Source organism: Cellulomonas sp. NPDC057328 (assembly GCF_042667215.1).
Taxonomy (GTDB): Bacteria; Actinomycetota; Actinomycetes; order Actinomycetales; family Cellulomonadaceae; genus Cellulomonas.
In genome coordinates, this window is sequence record NZ_JBHUZW010000088.1 from 1 (window position 1) to 16,265 (window position 16,265).

Annotated in this window: 27 protein-coding genes; 2 read left to right on the forward strand and 25 right to left on the reverse strand. The window is 71.5% G+C overall.

The annotated features are described in order from the left end of the window. Nucleotides 1-20: 20 nt before the first annotated feature. The 23 genes from ACFUMH_RS14170 to rpsJ all read right to left on the reverse strand — a co-directional run bounded on the left by ACFUMH_RS14170 (nt 21) and on the right by rpsJ (nt 13,475). Nucleotides 21-611 carry an alternate-type signal peptide domain-containing protein gene (locus tag ACFUMH_RS14170; RefSeq protein WP_378206682.1) on the reverse strand — a complete coding sequence of 197 codons (591 nt, stop codon included), beginning with the start codon at nt 609-611 and terminating at the stop codon, nt 21-23. Nucleotides 612-728: 117 nt separating this feature from the next. Further along, a complete protein-coding gene (locus ACFUMH_RS14175) occupies nt 729-2,996 on the reverse strand; it encodes a CshA/CshB family fibrillar adhesin-related protein (protein WP_378206684.1) in 2,268 nt (755 codons plus the stop codon). Between the two features lie 525 nt (nt 2,997-3,521). After that, complete coding sequence (gene rplO / locus ACFUMH_RS14180) at nt 3,522-4,193, reverse strand: 50S ribosomal protein L15 (RefSeq protein ID WP_378206742.1); 672 nt, start codon at nt 4,191-4,193, stop codon at nt 3,522-3,524. A 2-nt stretch (nt 4,194-4,195) separates the two neighbouring features. Continuing rightward, nucleotides 4,196-4,378 carry a 50S ribosomal protein L30 gene (rpmD, locus tag ACFUMH_RS14185; RefSeq protein ID WP_191782373.1) on the reverse strand — a complete coding sequence of 61 codons (183 nt, stop codon included), beginning with the start codon at nt 4,376-4,378 and terminating at the stop codon, nt 4,196-4,198. Beyond that, complete coding sequence (gene rpsE, locus ACFUMH_RS14190; RefSeq protein ID WP_378206689.1) at nt 4,378-5,019, reverse strand: 30S ribosomal protein S5; 642 nt, start codon at nt 5,017-5,019, stop codon at nt 4,378-4,380. Before rpsE ends, rpmD begins: the two co-directional genes overlap by 1 nt. A 34-nt stretch (nt 5,020-5,053) precedes the next feature. Beyond that, a complete protein-coding gene (gene rplR / locus ACFUMH_RS14195) occupies nt 5,054-5,425 on the reverse strand; it encodes a 50S ribosomal protein L18 (RefSeq protein ID WP_155376666.1) in 372 nt (123 codons plus the stop codon). Nucleotides 5,426-5,428: 3 nt separating this feature from the next. Next, the gene (gene rplF / locus ACFUMH_RS14200) at nt 5,429-5,968 is read right to left on the reverse strand and encodes a 50S ribosomal protein L6 (protein ID WP_378206694.1); all 540 of its coding nucleotides are present in this window, start codon (nt 5,966-5,968) and stop codon (nt 5,429-5,431) included. Between the two features lie 24 nt (nt 5,969-5,992). Then, complete coding sequence (gene rpsH / locus ACFUMH_RS14205; protein ID WP_378206697.1) at nt 5,993-6,391, reverse strand: 30S ribosomal protein S8; 399 nt, start codon at nt 6,389-6,391, stop codon at nt 5,993-5,995. A gap of 76 nt (nt 6,392-6,467) precedes the next feature. Continuing rightward, the gene (locus tag ACFUMH_RS14210) at nt 6,468-6,653 is read right to left on the reverse strand and encodes a type Z 30S ribosomal protein S14 (protein WP_135973034.1); all 186 of its coding nucleotides are present in this window, start codon (nt 6,651-6,653) and stop codon (nt 6,468-6,470) included. Nucleotide 6,654: 1 nt separating this feature from the next. After that, on the reverse strand, nt 6,655-7,227 hold the full coding sequence (gene rplE, locus ACFUMH_RS14215) for a 50S ribosomal protein L5 (protein ID WP_378206702.1): 573 nt from the start codon (nt 7,225-7,227) through the stop codon (nt 6,655-6,657). Further along, on the reverse strand, nt 7,227-7,568 hold the full coding sequence (rplX, locus tag ACFUMH_RS14220) for a 50S ribosomal protein L24 (RefSeq protein WP_378206705.1): 342 nt from the start codon (nt 7,566-7,568) through the stop codon (nt 7,227-7,229). The genes rplE and rplX overlap by 1 nt, the downstream gene beginning before the upstream one ends. Nucleotides 7,569-7,570: 2 nt before the next feature. Then, entirely contained in the window at nt 7,571-7,939 is a 369-nt protein-coding gene (gene rplN / locus ACFUMH_RS14225; RefSeq protein ID WP_013770175.1) for a 50S ribosomal protein L14, read from the reverse strand. A 178-nt stretch (nt 7,940-8,117) separates the two neighbouring features. Continuing rightward, nucleotides 8,118-8,405: a 30S ribosomal protein S17 gene (gene rpsQ, locus ACFUMH_RS14230; RefSeq protein WP_378206708.1), complete on the reverse strand. Its 288-nt coding sequence runs from the start codon at nt 8,403-8,405 to the stop codon at nt 8,118-8,120. Nucleotides 8,406-8,412: 7 nt separating this feature from the next. After that, nucleotides 8,413-8,649 carry a 50S ribosomal protein L29 gene (gene rpmC, locus ACFUMH_RS14235; protein WP_140457303.1) on the reverse strand — a complete coding sequence of 79 codons (237 nt, stop codon included), beginning with the start codon at nt 8,647-8,649 and terminating at the stop codon, nt 8,413-8,415. Further along, nucleotides 8,649-9,065, reverse strand: a complete 417-nt coding sequence (rplP, locus tag ACFUMH_RS14240) for a 50S ribosomal protein L16 (RefSeq protein ID WP_378206712.1) — start codon at nt 9,063-9,065, stop codon at nt 8,649-8,651. Before rplP ends, rpmC begins: the two co-directional genes overlap by 1 nt. A gap of 3 nt (nt 9,066-9,068) precedes the next feature. Then, complete coding sequence (gene rpsC / locus ACFUMH_RS14245) at nt 9,069-9,905, reverse strand: 30S ribosomal protein S3 (RefSeq protein ID WP_136519177.1); 837 nt, start codon at nt 9,903-9,905, stop codon at nt 9,069-9,071. Next, the gene (gene rplV / locus ACFUMH_RS14250) at nt 9,905-10,282 is read right to left on the reverse strand and encodes a 50S ribosomal protein L22 (protein WP_135973041.1); all 378 of its coding nucleotides are present in this window, start codon (nt 10,280-10,282) and stop codon (nt 9,905-9,907) included. Before rplV ends, rpsC begins: the two co-directional genes overlap by 1 nt. Before the next feature lie 53 nt (nt 10,283-10,335). After that, a complete protein-coding gene (gene rpsS / locus ACFUMH_RS14255; RefSeq protein WP_136519176.1) occupies nt 10,336-10,617 on the reverse strand; it encodes a 30S ribosomal protein S19 in 282 nt (93 codons plus the stop codon). Between the two features lie 12 nt (nt 10,618-10,629). Continuing rightward, a complete protein-coding gene (rplB, locus tag ACFUMH_RS14260) occupies nt 10,630-11,466 on the reverse strand; it encodes a 50S ribosomal protein L2 (RefSeq protein WP_135973043.1) in 837 nt (278 codons plus the stop codon). Nucleotides 11,467-11,489: 23 nt separating this feature from the next. Next, entirely contained in the window at nt 11,490-11,792 is a 303-nt protein-coding gene (rplW, locus tag ACFUMH_RS14265; protein ID WP_378206719.1) for a 50S ribosomal protein L23, read from the reverse strand. Beyond that, nucleotides 11,789-12,478 (reverse strand): 50S ribosomal protein L4, encoded by a 690-nt coding sequence (gene rplD / locus ACFUMH_RS14270; protein ID WP_378206722.1) that lies wholly within the window; start codon nt 12,476-12,478, stop codon nt 11,789-11,791. Before rplD ends, rplW begins: the two co-directional genes overlap by 4 nt. 5 nt (nt 12,479-12,483) lie before the next feature. After that, on the reverse strand, nt 12,484-13,143 hold the full coding sequence (gene rplC, locus ACFUMH_RS14275; RefSeq protein WP_378206725.1) for a 50S ribosomal protein L3: 660 nt from the start codon (nt 13,141-13,143) through the stop codon (nt 12,484-12,486). Nucleotides 13,144-13,166: 23 nt separating this feature from the next. Further along, complete coding sequence (rpsJ, locus tag ACFUMH_RS14280; RefSeq protein WP_129336914.1) at nt 13,167-13,475, reverse strand: 30S ribosomal protein S10; 309 nt, start codon at nt 13,473-13,475, stop codon at nt 13,167-13,169. A gap of 362 nt (nt 13,476-13,837) precedes the next feature. Here rpsJ and ACFUMH_RS14285 point away from each other — a divergent pair, with 362 nt between their 5' ends. Together ACFUMH_RS14285 and ACFUMH_RS14290 are read left to right on the forward strand one after the other, a co-directional pair. Beyond that, nucleotides 13,838-14,170, forward strand: coding sequence for a PadR family transcriptional regulator (locus ACFUMH_RS14285; RefSeq protein ID WP_378206730.1), 333 nt, complete (start codon nt 13,838-13,840; stop codon nt 14,168-14,170). Nucleotides 14,171-14,175: 5 nt separating this feature from the next. Beyond that, on the forward strand, nt 14,176-14,580 hold the full coding sequence (locus ACFUMH_RS14290; RefSeq protein ID WP_378206733.1) for a hypothetical protein: 405 nt from the start codon (nt 14,176-14,178) through the stop codon (nt 14,578-14,580). Between the two features lie 127 nt (nt 14,581-14,707). On the opposite strand, the gene ACFUMH_RS14295 is transcribed toward ACFUMH_RS14290, so the two are convergent. Next, on the reverse strand, nt 14,708-15,160 hold the full coding sequence (locus ACFUMH_RS14295; RefSeq protein WP_378206736.1) for a hypothetical protein: 453 nt from the start codon (nt 15,158-15,160) through the stop codon (nt 14,708-14,710). Nucleotides 15,161-15,479: 319 nt separating this feature from the next. Next, the gene (locus tag ACFUMH_RS14300) at nt 15,480-16,085 is read right to left on the reverse strand and encodes a recombinase family protein (protein ID WP_378206739.1); all 606 of its coding nucleotides are present in this window, start codon (nt 16,083-16,085) and stop codon (nt 15,480-15,482) included. Nucleotides 16,086-16,265 lie beyond the last annotated feature (180 nt).

Sequence of the window (16,265 nt, forward strand, 5' to 3'; positions counted from 1 at the left end):
CGTCCGTCCCGCCCTCGCGATCAGGCGCGGATCTGGTCGAGCTCGATCGACAGGCCGTTCAGGACCGAGGTGTCCAGCGTGGAGGTGGTGCCGTTGGCGGCGAAGGTCACGCGCACGACCACCGTCAGGTCGGCCGTGCCGTTGAGCGACCCACCGACCTCGGTGCGGCCCGCGTCCGGGTTGTCGGCCGACTGCAGCTCCAGCTGTGCGGTGGCGCCCAGGGCCGCCGTCGCCAGCACCGTGGTGCCCTGGACGACGTCGTACTGCACCGAGACGCCCTCGGCCAGCTCCTCCGTGCCGGTGTTGAGCAGCGTCAGCTCCGCGACGAGGTTGTCGCCGTCGAGCGCGACGTCGATGTCCTGCGTGCCCTCGATCGTGTCGCCGGGCACCATCTGCCACGACGTCAGCGTGATGTCGTGCGGGCCGTCCCCGCGGTCGGCCGACACGTCCTCCCAGCTGATGTCGCCGAGCGCGGCGACGTCCAGCTGACCGTTCGTGATGGTGCCGCCGGCGACCGAGTCGCTCGCGGTCCACAGCGCGAAGGTCGAGCCGCCGGTCAGCAGCGCGATACCGGCGGCGCCGGCGATGAGACCCTTGGTCTTGTTCTTCATGGTCGTACCTTTCTGAGGGAGGAGCGCCCGGGAGGGCGTCGCAGCACCGCCCGGTGGGCGTCCTGCGCTGTCGGTGGTGCTCAGTGGGTGGTCGTCCGTCGTCGTGCAGGGGCGAGGTCAGCGATCGGGCATCACCGGCCCCGTGGACGTGCACACGATCGACTCGCCCGGTTCCAGCCGGGGGATGACGACGGCGGTGCCGGCGGCCAGGCCGGGGCAGCTGATCCTCGGCGTCGTCACGGCCTGGGACCGACCGTTGCCGACCACGCGGCTCTGATCCCACTCGTCGGTCAGCACGACGTCCTTCAGCGGCGCCGACCCGGTGTTCGTCACCGTGTAGCGACGCGTCCCCTGGGTGCCCAGGGGCACCCGCGCGCCGGCCGGCAGGGGCGTCGTCTCCCCCACGCGGTAGACCTCCTTGACGAGGTCGATACCGACTGCCCACAGCTGCACGCGCGCGCACTGCCGCGCGGCGAGGTCCGCCGAGCCGGCGTCGCAGGTGACGGCCGTCGTGGCCGTCACCGGGCTCGTCGAGACGCGCGCGAGGTTCGTCATGACCCGGTCGCGGGGCGCGTCCCGGACGGTCATCGCGTAGGTGATCGTGGCGGTCGCACCGACGTCCAACGGGCCCGACCACGTGATCCGCGAGCCGGCCACCGTCGCCGCCCCGCCCGTGGCGGACACCGCGCCGAGGGTGGCGTCGTCGGTCGCGTCGGCCACCTCGTCGTACAGGTACGCGGGGCGCTGCGCCGTCATGGCGAGGGTGCCGACGTTGCGGACGGTCACGGTGTGGGTCAGCGCGCCGCCCGCGGCGGGCACGTACTCGGCGTCCACGGTCCGCGTGACCTCGAGGCGCGGGGCCCGGACGGTCATGGCCCAGTCCTCGACCTCGCCCCGCAGCGCCGCACCCACGGCGCTCGCGAGGTCGGCCTCGTCCGCCGCGACCCGCAGGCGCAGGAACGTCGCGCGGCCGGCCACGTCCGCCGGCACCGTCCACGTGAGCGTCACGTCCGCGCCCGCAGCGGCGGTGCTGGGGCAGGTCGCGACCGCAGAGCGCTCCCCCGCGTCGAAGGCGCCGGAGCCGTTCCAGTCGATCCAGCCGGCGACCCTCGCGTTCGAGTTGCCGCGGCAGCGGACGGTGACGCTGTGTGCCGACCCCGGGCCGTAGACGTCGGCCGCGGGTGCCGCACTCCCGGCGATGGCATCCTCGTCGGGCGTGTCACCGGTCGCGTTCGCGCTGTGCGGCGCGGTCCGGTTGGTGAGGGCGGCCGCGCCGAGCGTGACCTCGGGCGGGTTGGGCGCCGCGAGCGCGCCCGTGGCCGCGACGTACTGGGTGTCGCACACCTCCACCCACCCCTCCCGCCACTGGTACTCCCAGCGGCAGTTCACGGGTGTGGGGCTGTAGCCCGCGGTCGTCGTCGTCCCCGCCGCCAGGTTGCCGCCGCTCCACGTCGTGGGGTTGAGGAGTGCCGATGCAACGCCGTAGGACGCCGGGGCGTCGCCGTAGTCGACGTCCAGCACGTAGCCGAGCGACACCGCGCTCACGCCGCTGCCGAACAGCTGCACGTCGAGCGCACTCGCGCCGTTCGCCACGAGCACCGCTGTCGGCGTGCCGGTCCCGCTCGTGCACTCGCTGGACGTCATCGACATCCGCGCGGCCCACGTCGTGGTGCTCGGCCGCGAGACGGCCACCTGGGCGCGGTTGTCTCGGGTCGCGCACCCGCCGTTGCTGCGGTCCACCTGGAACCAGGGCGAGGTGGTGCCACCGGCGGCCGTGGCCTGGACGTACTCCGCGCCGTGCGTCGACTCCGCGTCCGCGAGCACCATCCCGCCGAGCGACACCGGTCGCGAGCTCACGCGCTGCGCCTGCCCCCAGCCCTGCCCGTTGAACTGCACCAGCGCACCGGTGCAGGCGACGCGGAAGGACCGGGTGGTGCCGTCGGGCGTGCGGATCGCGGAGCGCAGCTGGTTCGCCGTACCGGTGCCACCGACGTTGTACAGGTCGTCGAGACCGTCGCCGGAGTAGCCGCCCGGGCGGGCGACGTACACGTCCCCGCTGCGCCCCGACAGCTGGCACGTGACCTCGACGCGGTGCGCGGGGCCGACCTCGTGCCAGTTGGTGACGCTCGTGTTGTTCGTGATCTGCGCGCCGAGAGCACCCCACGACAGCCACGCGATGCGGTCCTTGTGCAGGCCGCTGCCGCCGGTGGCGTAGACGGGGGCGCCGTAGGTGCTGCCCGTGTCGCCGGCGGCCGCCGCGGCGGGCGCGGCGGTGACCGAGGCGAGCACCGGCGTCAGGGCGAGGGCGAGCAGTGCGGAGGAGACAGCGCCCGCCACGGTACGCCGCATGCCGCGCCGCCCGTTCGTGCCCCTGTCCTGCTGCATGCTGCGTGCCCCCTGGCCGTCGGAAGCCGGAGGGAGAGAGAGGCCCCGTCGGGGCGCTCGTTCCTCCGGCTCCTCAAGTAAGCCGGGTGCAGGACGCGCGTCCAACACAGTCGAACCGGACGGCGTCGACCCAACCGGGCCATCGGGACGCATCGCAGGGTGCTAGGACCCAAGGGCGAGACGCGCGCTGCGCCCACCGGGTGACCGCGGGCGTCGTCTGTGACCCGCTACGACCCGTGAACATGAACGGTTGTCCAACCGGGGTGCCTGCAGCGGCACCGTCACCTGCCGCGGGCGGTTCGTGACCCCCGCCACGGGCGTGCGTCACATCGGACGCGCGGACCGCACACTACGCCGTGGGGGACGGGCTTGCACATCGGGCGACGCTCGGTTCCCGGACGGCGACGACGGAACGTCCCACGGGTGGCCGTGGCACCTGGGTAGGTCACCTGGCACGACGAAGCGGGCGGCCCCGGGATCACTCCCGGGACCGCCCGCTTCAGGGGTCCTGCTGCTACGAGGGCGTCAGCCCTGCGCCACGCTGCCGCCGGCGGCCTCGATCTTCTCCTTGGCGGACGCGGAGTACGCGTCCACCGCGAGGGAGACCTTGACCGTCAGCTCGCCGGTGCCGAGCACCTTGACGGGCTGGCCCTTGCGGACCGCGCCCTTGGCGACCAGGTCGGCGACGGTGACGTCGCCGCCCTGCGGGTACAGCGCCGCGATCTTGTCCAGGTTCACGACCTGGTACTCGACGCGGAACGGGTTCTTGAAGCCACGGAGCTTGGGCAGCCGCATGTGCATCGGCATCTGCCCGCCCTCGAAGGCCGACGGCACCTGGTAGCGGGCCTTCGTGCCCTTGGTGCCGCGACCCGCGGTCTTGCCCTTCGACGCCTCACCACGACCCACACGGGTCTTGGCGGTCTTGGCGCCGGGGGCCGGACGCAGGTGGTGGACCTTGAGCGTGCCGCCGGCACCCTCGGTGGTCGCGCCACCCGTCGTGGCCTTCGGCTCCTCCGCGGCGGCCTTCGTGGCGGCCGGCTTGCGGGTCGCCTTCGGCTTCTCCTCGGCCGCAGCGGCCTCGGTCGCCGCGGCCTTCGCCGGAGCCTTCTTCGCCGGGGTCTTCTTGGCGGCGGCCTTGGGGGCCTCCTCCGTCGACTCCACGGCCGTGTCGTCGGCCTTCTTCTTGTCGTCGGCCATGGTCACTCGACCTCCTCGACCGCGACGAGGTGCGTCACCGTGTTGACCATGCCGCGGATCTCGGGGCGGTCCTCCTTGACGACGACGTCGCCGATCCGCTTCAGGCCCAGGGTGCGCAGCGTGTCGCGCTGGTTCTGCTTGCCGCCGATGGCGGACCGGGTCTGGGTCACCTTGAGACGGGCCATCACGCACCCACCTTCGCAGCGGCCGCCGCGCGACCCTCCGCCTGCGCACGCAGGAGGGAGGCCGGGGCGACGTGGTCGAGGGCCAGCCCACGACGGGCAGCGACGGCCTCGGGCTCCTCGAGGGAGCGCAGGGCCTCGACCGTGGCGTGCACGATGTTGATCGCGTTGGACGACCCGAGCGACTTGCTGAGCACGTCGTGGATGCCGGCGCACTCGAGCACCGCACGCACCGGACCGCCGGCGATCACACCGGTACCCGGGGACGCGGGACGCAGGAACACGACGCCCGCGGCCTTCTCGCCCTGGACGGGGTGCGGGATGGTGCCCTGGATGCGGGGGACGCGGAAGAAGTTCTTCTTCGCCTCCTCGACACCCTTGGCGATCGCCGCGGGCACCTCCTTGGCCTTGCCGTAGCCGACGCCGACCGTGCCGTCACCGTCGCCCACCACGACGAGCGCGGTGAAGCTGAAGCGACGGCCGCCCTTGACGACCTTCGCGACACGGTTGATCGTCACGACGCGCTCGACGAACGCGCTCTTCTCGGCGGCGTCACCGCGCCGCCCGCCGTCACGACGGCCGCCGTCTCGGCGGTCGCCGCCGGTGCCGCCGGCACCGGTGTTGCTGCGCTGAGGAGCAGCCATCAGAAAGTCCTCTTCTTCGATGCGGAGTTCGTCGTCACAGGGCCAGACCGCCCTCACGGGCGCCGTCGGCGACCGCGGCCACACGGCCGTGGTACTTGTTGCCGCCGCGGTCGAACACGACCGACTCGACGCCGGCCGCCTTCGCACGCGCGGCGACGAGCTCGCCGACCTTGCGCGCCTTGGCCGTCTTGTCGCCCTCGGCGCCCCGCAGGTCCGCCTCGAGCGTCGAGGCCGAGGCCACGGTCTGACCGATGCCGTCGTCGACGACCTGGGCCGTGATGTGCCGCGCGGAGCGGGTCACGACCAGGCGCGGACGAGCGGCGGTGCCGACGACCTTCTTGCGCAGACGCAGGTGGCGGCGGCGACGGGCGATCGACTTGCCCTTGCCCTTGATGCTGATCGCCATGGCTTACTTCCCAGCCTTTCCGACCTTGCGGCGCACGTTCTCGCCCGCGTACCGCACGCCCTTGCCCTTGTACGGCTCGGGCTTGCGGATCTTGCGGATGTTCGCGGCGACCTCGCCCACCTGCTGCTTGTCGATGCCCTGGACCGAGAACTTCGTCGGGGTCTCGACGGCGAAGGCGATGCCCGCGGGGGGCTCGACCGTGACCGGGTGGCTGAAGCCGAGGGCGAACTCGAGGGTGTCGCCCTTCGCGGTCACGCGGTAACCGGTGCCGACGATCTCGAGCTTCTTGGTGTAGCCCTCCGTCACGCCGGTGACCAGGTTGGCCAGCAGCGTGCGGGTGAGGCCGTGCAGCGAGCGCGAGAGGCGCTCGTCGTCGGGACGCGTCACCACGAGGGCGCCGGCGTCGTCACGGTCCACCGCGAGGGGGGCCGGGATGGTGTGCGTGAGAGTCCCCTTGGGACCCGTCACCGTCACGAGCTGGCCGTCGATCGTCACGTCGACACCGGACGGCACCGGGACGGGGATCCTGCCGATTCGGGACATGGCTGTTCTCCTCTCGTCTCGGGCTTACCAGACGTAGGCGAGGACTTCCCCGCCCACACCCTTCTTCTGGGCCTGCTTGTCGGTCAGCAGGCCGGAGGACGTGGACAGGATCGCCACGCCCAGGCCGCCGAGCACCTTCGGCAGGTTGGTCGACTTGGCGTACACGCGCAGGCCCGGCTTGGACACGCGCTTCACGCCGGCGAGCGCACGCTCGCGGTTGGGGCCGTACTTCAGCGTGATCGTGAGGTTCTTGCCCACGGGGGCGTCCTCGACGGTCCAGCCGGAGATGTAGCCCTCGGCCTGCAGGATCTCGGCGATGTGGCTCTTCAGCTTCGAGAACGGGATCGTCACCGTGTCGTGGTGCGCCGAGTTCGCGTTGCGCAGACGCGTCAGGAAGTCTGCGATCGGGTCGGTCATGGTCATCGGGCGTCAGCCCTTTCTCGCCGGGGTATCCGTGCCCCCGAGGTGGGGGCACGGACCTACCGACGTCCGGTGGTTCTTACCAGCTGCTCTTCGTCACGCCGGGGAGCTCGCCGCGGTGGGCCATCTCCCGCACGCAGATCCGGCACAGGCCGAACTTGCGGTACACCGAGTGCGGACGACCGCACCGCTGGCAGCGCGTGTAGGCACGGACCGCGAACTTCGGCTTCGCGGCCGCCTTGTGGATGAGGGCGGTCTTCGCCATGTCAGTTCTCCTTGAACGGGAAGCCGAGGAGCTTGAGGAACGCGCGCCCCTCGTCGTCCGTGGTGGCGGTCGTGACGATGGTGATGTCCATGCCGCGGACCCGGTCGATCTTGTCCTGGTCGATCTCGTGGAACACGGACTGCTCCACGAGGCCGAACGTGTAGTTGCCGTGCCCGTCGAACTGGGCCGGGGACAGACCGCGGAAGTCGCGGATGCGCGGCAGCGCGATCGACAGCAGGCGGTCGAGGAACTCCCAGGCACGGTCGCCGCGCAGCGTGACGTGCGCGCCGATCGGCATGCCCTCGCGCAGCTTGAACTGCGCGATGGACTTGCGGGCCTTGGTGACCTGCGGCTTCTGACCCGTGATCTGGGTGAGGTCGCGGATCGCGCCCTCGATCAGCTTCGAGTCCTTGGCGGCGTCGCCGACACCCATGTTCACGACGACCTTGACGAGTCGCGCGACCTGGTTGATGTTCTCGTGCGAGAACTGCTCGAACAGCGCCGGCTTGATCTCGTCGTTGTAGCGCGTCTTGAGGCGCGGCTGGGCCGGGGCCTCGATGGTGGTCTCGGTCATCAGATGTCCTTACCGGAGCGCTTGGCGACGCGGACGCGCACGGTGCGCGTGCGTCCGTCGCGCTCGACCTGCTCGGTGCGGTAGCCGACCCGGGTGCCCTTCTTGGTCTCCGGGTCCACCAGCATCACGTTGCTGATGTGGATGGGGGCCTCGATCGTCTCGATGCCGCCCGTGCGGGTGCCGCGGGACGACTGGCCGGCCTTCGTGTGCTTCTGCACGCGCTGGACACCCTCGACGACGACGCGCTGCGTCTCCGGGAGGACCTCGAGGACACGCCCCTGCTGGCCGCGGTCGCGGCCCGAGATGACGACGACGAGGTCGCCCTTCTTGATCTTCGCCATGGTCAGAGCACCTCCGGCGCCAGCGAGATGATCTTCATGAACTTCTTGTCGCGCAGCTCGCGGCCCACCGGGCCGAAGATGCGGGTGCCGCGCGGCTCGCCGTCGTTCTTGAGGATCACCGCGGCGTTCTCGTCGAACTTGATGTACGAGCCGTCGGGACGCCGGCGCTCCTTGCGGGTGCGCACGACGACCGCCTTGACGACGTCGCCCTTCTTGACGTTGCCGCCGGGGATCGCGTCCTTGACGGTGGCGACGATGACGTCGCCGATACCGGCGTAGCGACGGCCGGAGCCGCCGAGCACACGGATGCAGAGGATCTCCTTGGCACCCGTGTTGTCGGCGACACGCAGTCGCGACTCCTGCTGGATCATCTAGCTCTCTCCTGTCGTCTGGCGGGTTCTCGCACCGCACCGCCCCGGAGGGTGGCCGCCGAGCCTGGCCGAACGGATGGTTGCCGTGGTGCACACGACGCGGGCGGCCCCGAGCGGGGCGCGCCCGCGTCGCGGGCAACTGTCGTGCGTGCCGGACCGGGAGGTCCGGGAACGGGTCTTACTTGGCCTTCTCGAGGACCTCGACCACGCGCCACCGCTTGGTGGCGGACAGCGGCCGCGTCTCCATGATCTCGACCAGGTCGCCGATGCCGGCGCTGTTCTGCTCGTCGTGGGCCTTGACCTTGCTGGTGCGGCGGATGACCTTGCCGTACAGCGGGTGCTTGACGCGGTCCTCGACCTCGACCACGACGGTCTTGTCCATCTTGTCGCTCACGACGTAACCACGGCGCGTCTTGCGGTATGCCCGGTGGTCGGTCGTGGCGGTGGTGTGCTCGTGCTTCGTCATCAGGGCCTCACTCCGCGCTCGGGGCGGTACGGATGCCGAGCTCGCGCTCGCGCAGGATCGTGTAGATGCGCGCGATGTCGCGGCGGACCGCCTTGAGGCGCCCGTGGCTCTCGAGCTGGCCCGTCGCCGACTGGAAGCGGAGGTTGAACAGCTCCTCCTTGGCCTTCTTCAGCTCGGCGACCAGCTTCTCGTCGTCGAAGGTGTCCAGCTCGCTGGGAGCCAGGTCCTTGGTTCCGATGGCCATCAGTTACCCCCCTCGCGCACGATGAAACGTGTCTTCATCGGGAGCTTGTGCATCGCACGGCGCATGGCCTCGCGGGCCAGCGGCTCCGGGACACCGGCGAGCTCGAACATCACTCGACCGGGCTTGACGTTGGCGATCCACCACTCGGGCGAGCCCTTGCCGGAACCCATGCGGGTCTCGGCGGGCTTCTTCGTGAGGGGACGGTCCGGGTAGATGTTGATCCAGACCTTCCCACCACGCTTGATGTGGCGGGTCATGGCGATACGCGCAGCCTCGATCTGCCGGTTCGTGACGTAGGCGGGCTCGAGAGCCTGGATGCCGTACTCGCCGAACGAGATCGTCGTGCCACCCGTCGACGCGCCGCGGCGCGTCGGGTGGTGCTGCTTGCGGTGCTTCAGCCGGCGCGGGATCAGCACGGCTCAGGCCTCCGTTCCGGACTCGGTGGGCGCCGTGTCCGCCGCGGGCGCCGACTGCTCGGCGGCCGGGGCGGGGGCGTCCTGACGCTCGGGGCGACGACCGCCGCCACGCGGGCCACGGTCACCACGGTCGCCGCGGTCGCCGCGCGGGCCGCGCGACGGACGCGGAGCCTGCGTGGCCTGCTGCTGCGCCCACTCGCGCTCGGTGACGTCACCCTTGTAGACCCACACCTTCACGCCGATGCGGCCGAAGGTCGTGCGGGCCTCGAAGAAGCCGTAGTCGATGTTCGCCCGCAGCGTGTGCAGCGGCACACGACCCTCGCGGTAGAACTCCGTGCGGCTCATCTCCGCGCCACCGAGGCGGCCGGAGACCTGGACACGGATGCCCTTGGCGCCGGCGCGCTGCGCGGACTGGATGCCCTTGCGCATGGCGCGGCGGAACGACACGCGGCTCGCGAGCTGCTCGGCGATGCCCTGGGCGACCAGCTGGGCCTCGATCTCGGCGTTCTTGACCTCGAGGATGTTCAGCTGGACCTGCTTGCCCGTGAGCTTCTCGAGCTCGCCGCGGATGCGGTCGGCCTCGGCCCCACGACGCCCGATGACGATGCCCGGGCGGGCGGTGTGGATGTCGACGCGGACGCGGTCACGCGTCCGCTCGATCTCCACCTTGGCGATGCCGGCGCGCTCGAGGCCCGTCGACATGAGCTTGCGGATCTGGACGTCCTCGCGGACGTAGTCGCGGTAGCGCTGACCCGGCTTCGTCGAGTCGGCGAACCAGCGCGAGCGGTGATCCGTCGTGATGCCCAGGCGGTACCCGAGCGGGTTGACCTTCTGTCCCACTAGCGGGCCCGTCCCTTCGTGCTCGTCGTCTCGCGCTCGGCCACCACGACCGTGATGTGGCTCGTGCGCTTGAGGATGCGACCCGCGCGACCCTGCGCGCGAGGCCGGAACCGCTTGAGCGTCGGACCCTCGTCGACGAAGACCTCGGAGATGTAGAGGTTCGTCTCGTCGAGCCGCTCGCTGTTGCGCTTGGCCCCCTCGACCGCGTTCGCGACCGCGGACTGCACCGTCTTGAGGACGGGCTCCGCCGCGGCCTGCGGCGCGAACTTCAGCACCGCCACGGCCTCGGCCGCCTGCTTGCCACGGATGAGGTCCACGACGCGGCGGGCCTTCTGGGGCGTGACGCGGACGAACCGCGCCTTCGCCTTGGCTTCCATCGCTGTCCTGCTCTCTGTTCTCTGCCGTCAGGGCGTCACCAGCTGACCGGGGGTCAGCGGCGACGGCCCTTCCGGTCGTCCTTCTCGTGGCCGCGGAACGTCCGCGTGGGGGCGAACTCGCCGAGCTTGTGCCCGACCATCGACTCCGTCACGAACACGGGCGTGTGCTTGCGGCCGTCGTGGACCGCGAAGGTGTGGCCGAGGAAGTCGGGCGTGATCATCGAGCGACGCGACCACGTCTTGATGACGTTCTTCGTGCCGGCCTCGTTCTGCGCGTCGACCTTCTTCTGCAGGTGGTCGTCGACGAACGGGCCCTTCTTGAGGCTGCGAGGCATCTCGGGCTCCTATCAGCGCTTCTTGCCGGTGCGCCGACGGCGCACGATGAGCTTGTCGCTCGGCTTGTTCGGACGACGGGTACGACCCTCGGGCTGACCCCACGGGCTCACCGGGTGGCGGCCACCGGAGGTCTTGCCCTCACCACCACCGTGCGGGTGGTCGATCGGGTTCATGGCGACACCGCGGACGGTGGGGCGCTTGCCCTTCCACCGCATGCGGCCGGCCTTGCCCCAGTTGATGTTCGACTGCTCGGCGTTGCCGACCTCGCCGACCGTCGCGCGGCAGCGCAGGTCGACGTTGCGGATCTCGCCGGACGGCATGCGCAGCTGCGCGTACGGGCCGTCCTTCGCGACGAGCTGCACCGAGGCGCCGGCCGAGCGCGCGATCTTCGCACCGCCACCGGGGCGGAGCTCGATGGCGTGGATGACCGTACCCGTGGGGATGTTGCGCAGCGGCAGGTTGTTGCCGGGCTTGATGTCGGCGCCGGGACCGGCCTCGACGACGTCGCCCTGCGACAGCTTGTTCGGCGCGATGATGTAGCGCTTCTCGCCGTCCGCGTAGTGCAGCAGCGCGATGCGCGCCGTGCGGTTCGGGTCGTACTCGATGTGCGCGACCTTGGCCGGCACGCCGTCCTTGTCGTGACGGCGGAAGTCGATGACGCGGTACGCACGCTTGTGGCCGCCACCCTGGTGGCGGGTCGTCACGCGACCCGTGGCGTTGCGGCCACCGGTCTTGTGCAGCGGGCGGACCAGCGACTTCTCCGGCGTGGAGCGCGTGATCTCGACGAAGTCGGCGACCGACGAGCCACGGCGGCCCGGCGTCGTCGGCTTGTACTTACGGATTCCCATGAGTCCTCAGATCCTTCCGGGCCTCAGCCGACCGGTCCGCCGAAGATGTCGATCGAGCCCTCGCGGAGGGTGACGATCGCACGCTTCGTGGCCTTGCGGCGGCCGATGCCGAACCGGGTCCGGCGCGACTTGCCCTGGCGGTTCGCGGTGTTGACCGAGTCGACCTTGACGCCGAAGACCTGCTCGACGGCGATCTTGATCTCGGTCTTGTTGGCACGCGGGTCGACGAGGAAGGTGTACTTGCCCTCGTCGAGCAGGCCGTAGCTCTTCTCGGAGACGACCGGCGCGATCAGGATGTCGCGCGGGTCCTTGCCGACGGCGGTCACTTCGTCTCCTCCTGAGCCGCCTCGGACTCGGTGGCCACGGCCTTGGCACCCTTGGCGGGGCCGGCCAGGAACGCGTCGAGCGCGCCCTGCGTGAAGACCACGTCGTCCGAGATGAGGACGTCGTACGTGTTGAGCTGGTCGGCGACGAGCAGGTGCACGCGCTCGACGTTGCGCAGCGACTTCCAGGTGATCTCGTCCTGGCGCTCGACGACCACGAGGACGTTCTTGCGGCCGGACAGGTTGTCGAGCACCGCGAGAGCGGCCTTGGTCGACGGCACCTGGCCGGGCGCGAAGCCCGTCACGACGTGGACGCGGCCGGCGCGCGCGCGGTCCGAGAGAGCACCGCGGAGCGCCGCGGCCTTCATCTTCTTCGGCGTCCGCTGCGAGTAGTCACGCGGCGTCGGGCCGTGGACGACGCCACCACCCGCGAACTGCGGGGCGCGGGTCGAGCCCTGACGGGCGCGGCCGGTGCCCTTCTGCTTGTACGGCTTCTTGCCGCCACCACGGACCTCGCCACGGTTCTTCGTGTCGTGGGTCCCCTGGCGCGCCGCAGCGAGCTGCGCGACGACCACCTGGTGGATCAGCGGGACGTTCGTGGTCGCGTCGAAGACGTCACCGGGCAGGTCGGCCGTGCCGGCCTTCTGGCCCTTCTCGTCCAGGACGTCGACGGTCAGCGTGTCGCTCATGGAGGTCACGCACCCTTCGCAGCGGAACGCACGAGGACGACGCCGCCCTTGGGGCCGGGAACCGCGCCCTTGACGAGCAGCAGACCCTTCTCCGCGTCGACCGCGTGCACGGTCAGGTTCTGGGTGGTCTGACGGGCGACGCCCATCCGACCGGCCATCCGCAGGCCCTTGAAGACGCGCGACGGCGTCGAGGCGCCGCCGATCGAGCCGGGCTTGCGGTGGTTGCGGTGCGCACCGTGGGAGGCGCCGACGCCGGAGAAGCCGTGACGCTTCATCACACCGGCCGTGCCCTTGCCCTTGGTGGTGCCGACGACGTCGACGACCTGGCCGGCCTCGAACACGCCGGCGGTGATCTCCTGGCCGAGCGTGAACTCGGCCGCGTTCGACGTCCGCACCTCGACCACGTGCCGACGAGGGGTGACCCCCGCCTTCTCGAAGTGGCCCTTGAGCGGCTTGGTGACCTTGCGCGGGTCGATCTGGCCGGAGGCCAGCTGCACCGCGGCGTAGCCGTCGGTCTCAGCGGAGCGGACCTGCGTCACGACGTTCGGCCCGACGGCGACGACCGTGACCGGCACGAGGCGACCTGCGTCGTCCCACACCTGGGTCATGCCGAGCTTCGTGCCGAGCACCGCCGTGACGGGGCGCGCGTTCTGCTGGGTAGCCATGAAAGATCAGTCCCTTCCCAGCGTCAGAGCTTGATCTCGATGTTCACGTCCGCCGGCAGGTCGAGACGCATGAGCGAGTCGACAGCCTTCGGCGTGGGATCGATGATGTCGATGAGCCGCTTGTGCGTGCGCATCTCGAAGTGCTCGCGGCTGTCCTTGTACTTGTGGGGCGACCGGATCACGACGAAGACGTTCTTCTCCGTCGGGAGCGGCACCGGGCCCACGACCGACGCACCAGCGCGAGTCACCGTGTCGACGATCTTGCGCGCCGAGCTGTCGATGACCTCGTGGTCGTAGGACTTGAGCCGGATGCGGATCTTCTGTCCCGCCATGGCGTCGTCTACTTCTCTCTCTCGATACCGGTCCGTCCGACCCCCGCACTCGGGCGTGTCGCTTCTCGCGACGCACCTGAGCGCTGCGTACCGTTCCCGGGACGGGGGTCGTGGTTGCGAACGCCCACCGCCGAGCTGCCCCGGGGTCCACGCGTCCGCCACGTCTGGTCGCCCTGGCCGGGGGCGCGCGCGAACGCACACCCCTAGCGGGCAACCCCGACAGTCTGCCAGACATGGGCCCGGAAGGCCAACCACCGTGACCGACGCCTCTCCCCCGCCGCGCACGCACCCGTCGGGGCGAGATGGGGACCGGCCGCTCGCTCTAGGTTGACGTTCGACATATTGCGGGCCACGATGGAGTCATGACGGCGACCGACACCACCGAGGGCCTGCGCCGCGCGCTGACCCCCGTGCTCGCGCTCGCGCTCCTGTCGCGCGCACCGCGTCACGGGTACGCGCTCATCGCGGACCTGCGCACGGTGGGCGTCGGCGGCGCCAACGGCGGCACGATCTACCCGCTCCTGCGGTCCCTCGAGAAGGACGGGCTCGTCTCGTCCACCTGGGACGTGAGCGGCCCGGGTCCCGCCCGCAAGGTCTTCCACCTCACCGACCTGGGCGCCGAGCGCCTCGCCCACGACCGCCGCACCGCGTCGGACCTGCTCCAGCAGGTCGCGCGCCTCGGACTCCCGGAGTGACGACCATGAGCTACGCCCAGGACCTCGCCTTCCACCTCCGCCTGCGCGACGTGCCCGAGCCGGAGGTCGCGGACATCGTCGCGGAGGTCGACGAGTACGTGGCGACCGGCGGCGACCCCGTCGCGTACTTCGGCACCGCCGAGCAGTACGCGGCACGCTTCCCCGCCGGTGCGCCGCGCCGCCGGCGCGGTCTGCCCGCGGGCCTCGCGGCGGGCGCCGCCCTGCTGTGGGTCGCCGTCGCCCTCGCGCTCTACGCCACGGGTACCTGGGAGCGGACCGAGGGGATGGACCGCGTCGTGCTGCTGCCCGCGCTCGGCATCCTGCTGCTCGGGCTCCTCATCGCCTTCGTGCTGCACCTCGCGCGCGCGTCCCGGCCCGTCCGACGGGGCACGCCGACGCCGGACGCCTGAGGGACCTGCCCCCCCGGTACTTCCCGCCCACCCCCCCCGCCGGCCGGCACGAAGTACCCAGCACGGCGACGGCCGCCGCCGGTCCCGAGGGACCGACGACGGCCGTCACGTCGAGCGAGGACGCGGCTCAGAGGCCCAGGATCCACTTGATGGCGTCGTAGATCGCGTTGCCGCTGATGCCGCCGAGCAGGCCCTTGACCCACGTCGGGACGCTCGTGTTCCACCACGACACGAACGCGGTGCGACCGCGCTCCACGTAGGCGATGATCTGGCGGTACGTGGTGATCGACCGCGACTTGATGACCTGGAGCGCCGCCTGCACGGCGACGCGGATCCAGATCGGGACGTTCGGCGTCGCGGCGGTGCCACCGGGGGCGGTGATGCCCGAGCCCGGCGTCAGGCCGACGACGGACCGGGCCGGCAGCGGCACCGGCGCGGTCGTGCCGGAGGTGGTGACCGACGAGACGGCGACCGCGGCGGGCGCCGGTGCGGCCGTGGCCGGCAGGGCTGCGGTGATGCCGATGCCGGAGCCGAGGCTGGCGACGAGGACTCCTGCGGCGATCTTGCGACGGACGGACATGCGTTCCTCCTGGGCTGTCCCGACGGTCGGTGCTCACCGACCTGGCGACAGCCGACCAGGCCCTGCAGGGGGTGCGGAAGGGGCGATCCGGACGTCCCGGGCGGGCCGCCGACGGCCCCGCGCGCCCCAAAAGTTGGACGCCGTGGTTCTGGGGCGGGAGTTGTGACCGACGGTTCTGCACGGCTGCTCCCCGCCGCCGGCGTCCCGGCGTCGAGGGGCGCACCGCCTGTGCGTCACAACCGTTCGGCGTCGGGTGGCGCGGACGCACGATCGGCTCGACCCGCCGCCTCGGCCCCGACCGGAGCCGATGTGAGCCACGTCACACTTCTGCCCGCTCGGGTTCGCCGGCCTCGTCTCGCATGACGGGACACGGCACGACGTCGTCGTCCCGGGCGAGCGCACGCCCGACCGTCGACGGGCTCACGCCCAGCGCGCGGGCGATGGCCGTGTGGCTCTGCCCCGCCGCCCGCAGCGCGCGCGCCGCGACGAGCCGCTCCGGCGACATCACCGTCGGGCGGCCGGGTGGCCTGCCCTCTCGCCGCGCCGCGTCCTGCCCGGCACGGGACCGCACCCGCACGCGAGCCACGTGCAGCGCGGACAGCGACGCGGCGAAGGCGACCAAGGACGGCCCGTGCGACGCCGCCGTGTCGATCTCCGGCTCGCACAGCGACCGCAGGTGCACCTTCCGGTCGTGCAGGTCCGTCACCACCCGCAACGCCCCGGCGACCGAGCTGACGGCCCGGTCGAGCCGCCACACGAGGAACGTGTCCCCCGCGCGCAGGCGCTCGAGGCACACGTCCCACTGCGACGGCCCCGGGCCGGCACCCCCGTGGTCGACGAACACCAGCTCCGCCCCGGCCCGCCGCAGCTCGGCCAGCTCCCGCGCTGCCTCCTGCTCGGACGTCTCGACACGTACGTATCCCACGACAACCACGCCGCCCCCTCGAGCACCAGCCCCCTGACGCCGGCGAGCGGGTGGCCCCCGTCGGCCGGCGCGCGGCCCGGACCCGGGCCGCGTGTGCACGTGGGACCGAGCCTACGGAGGTCCTCCCCCGACCGACAGGGCCCCGCGCCGTGCGCGTGGACGGCTCCGGGGACGCAGCAG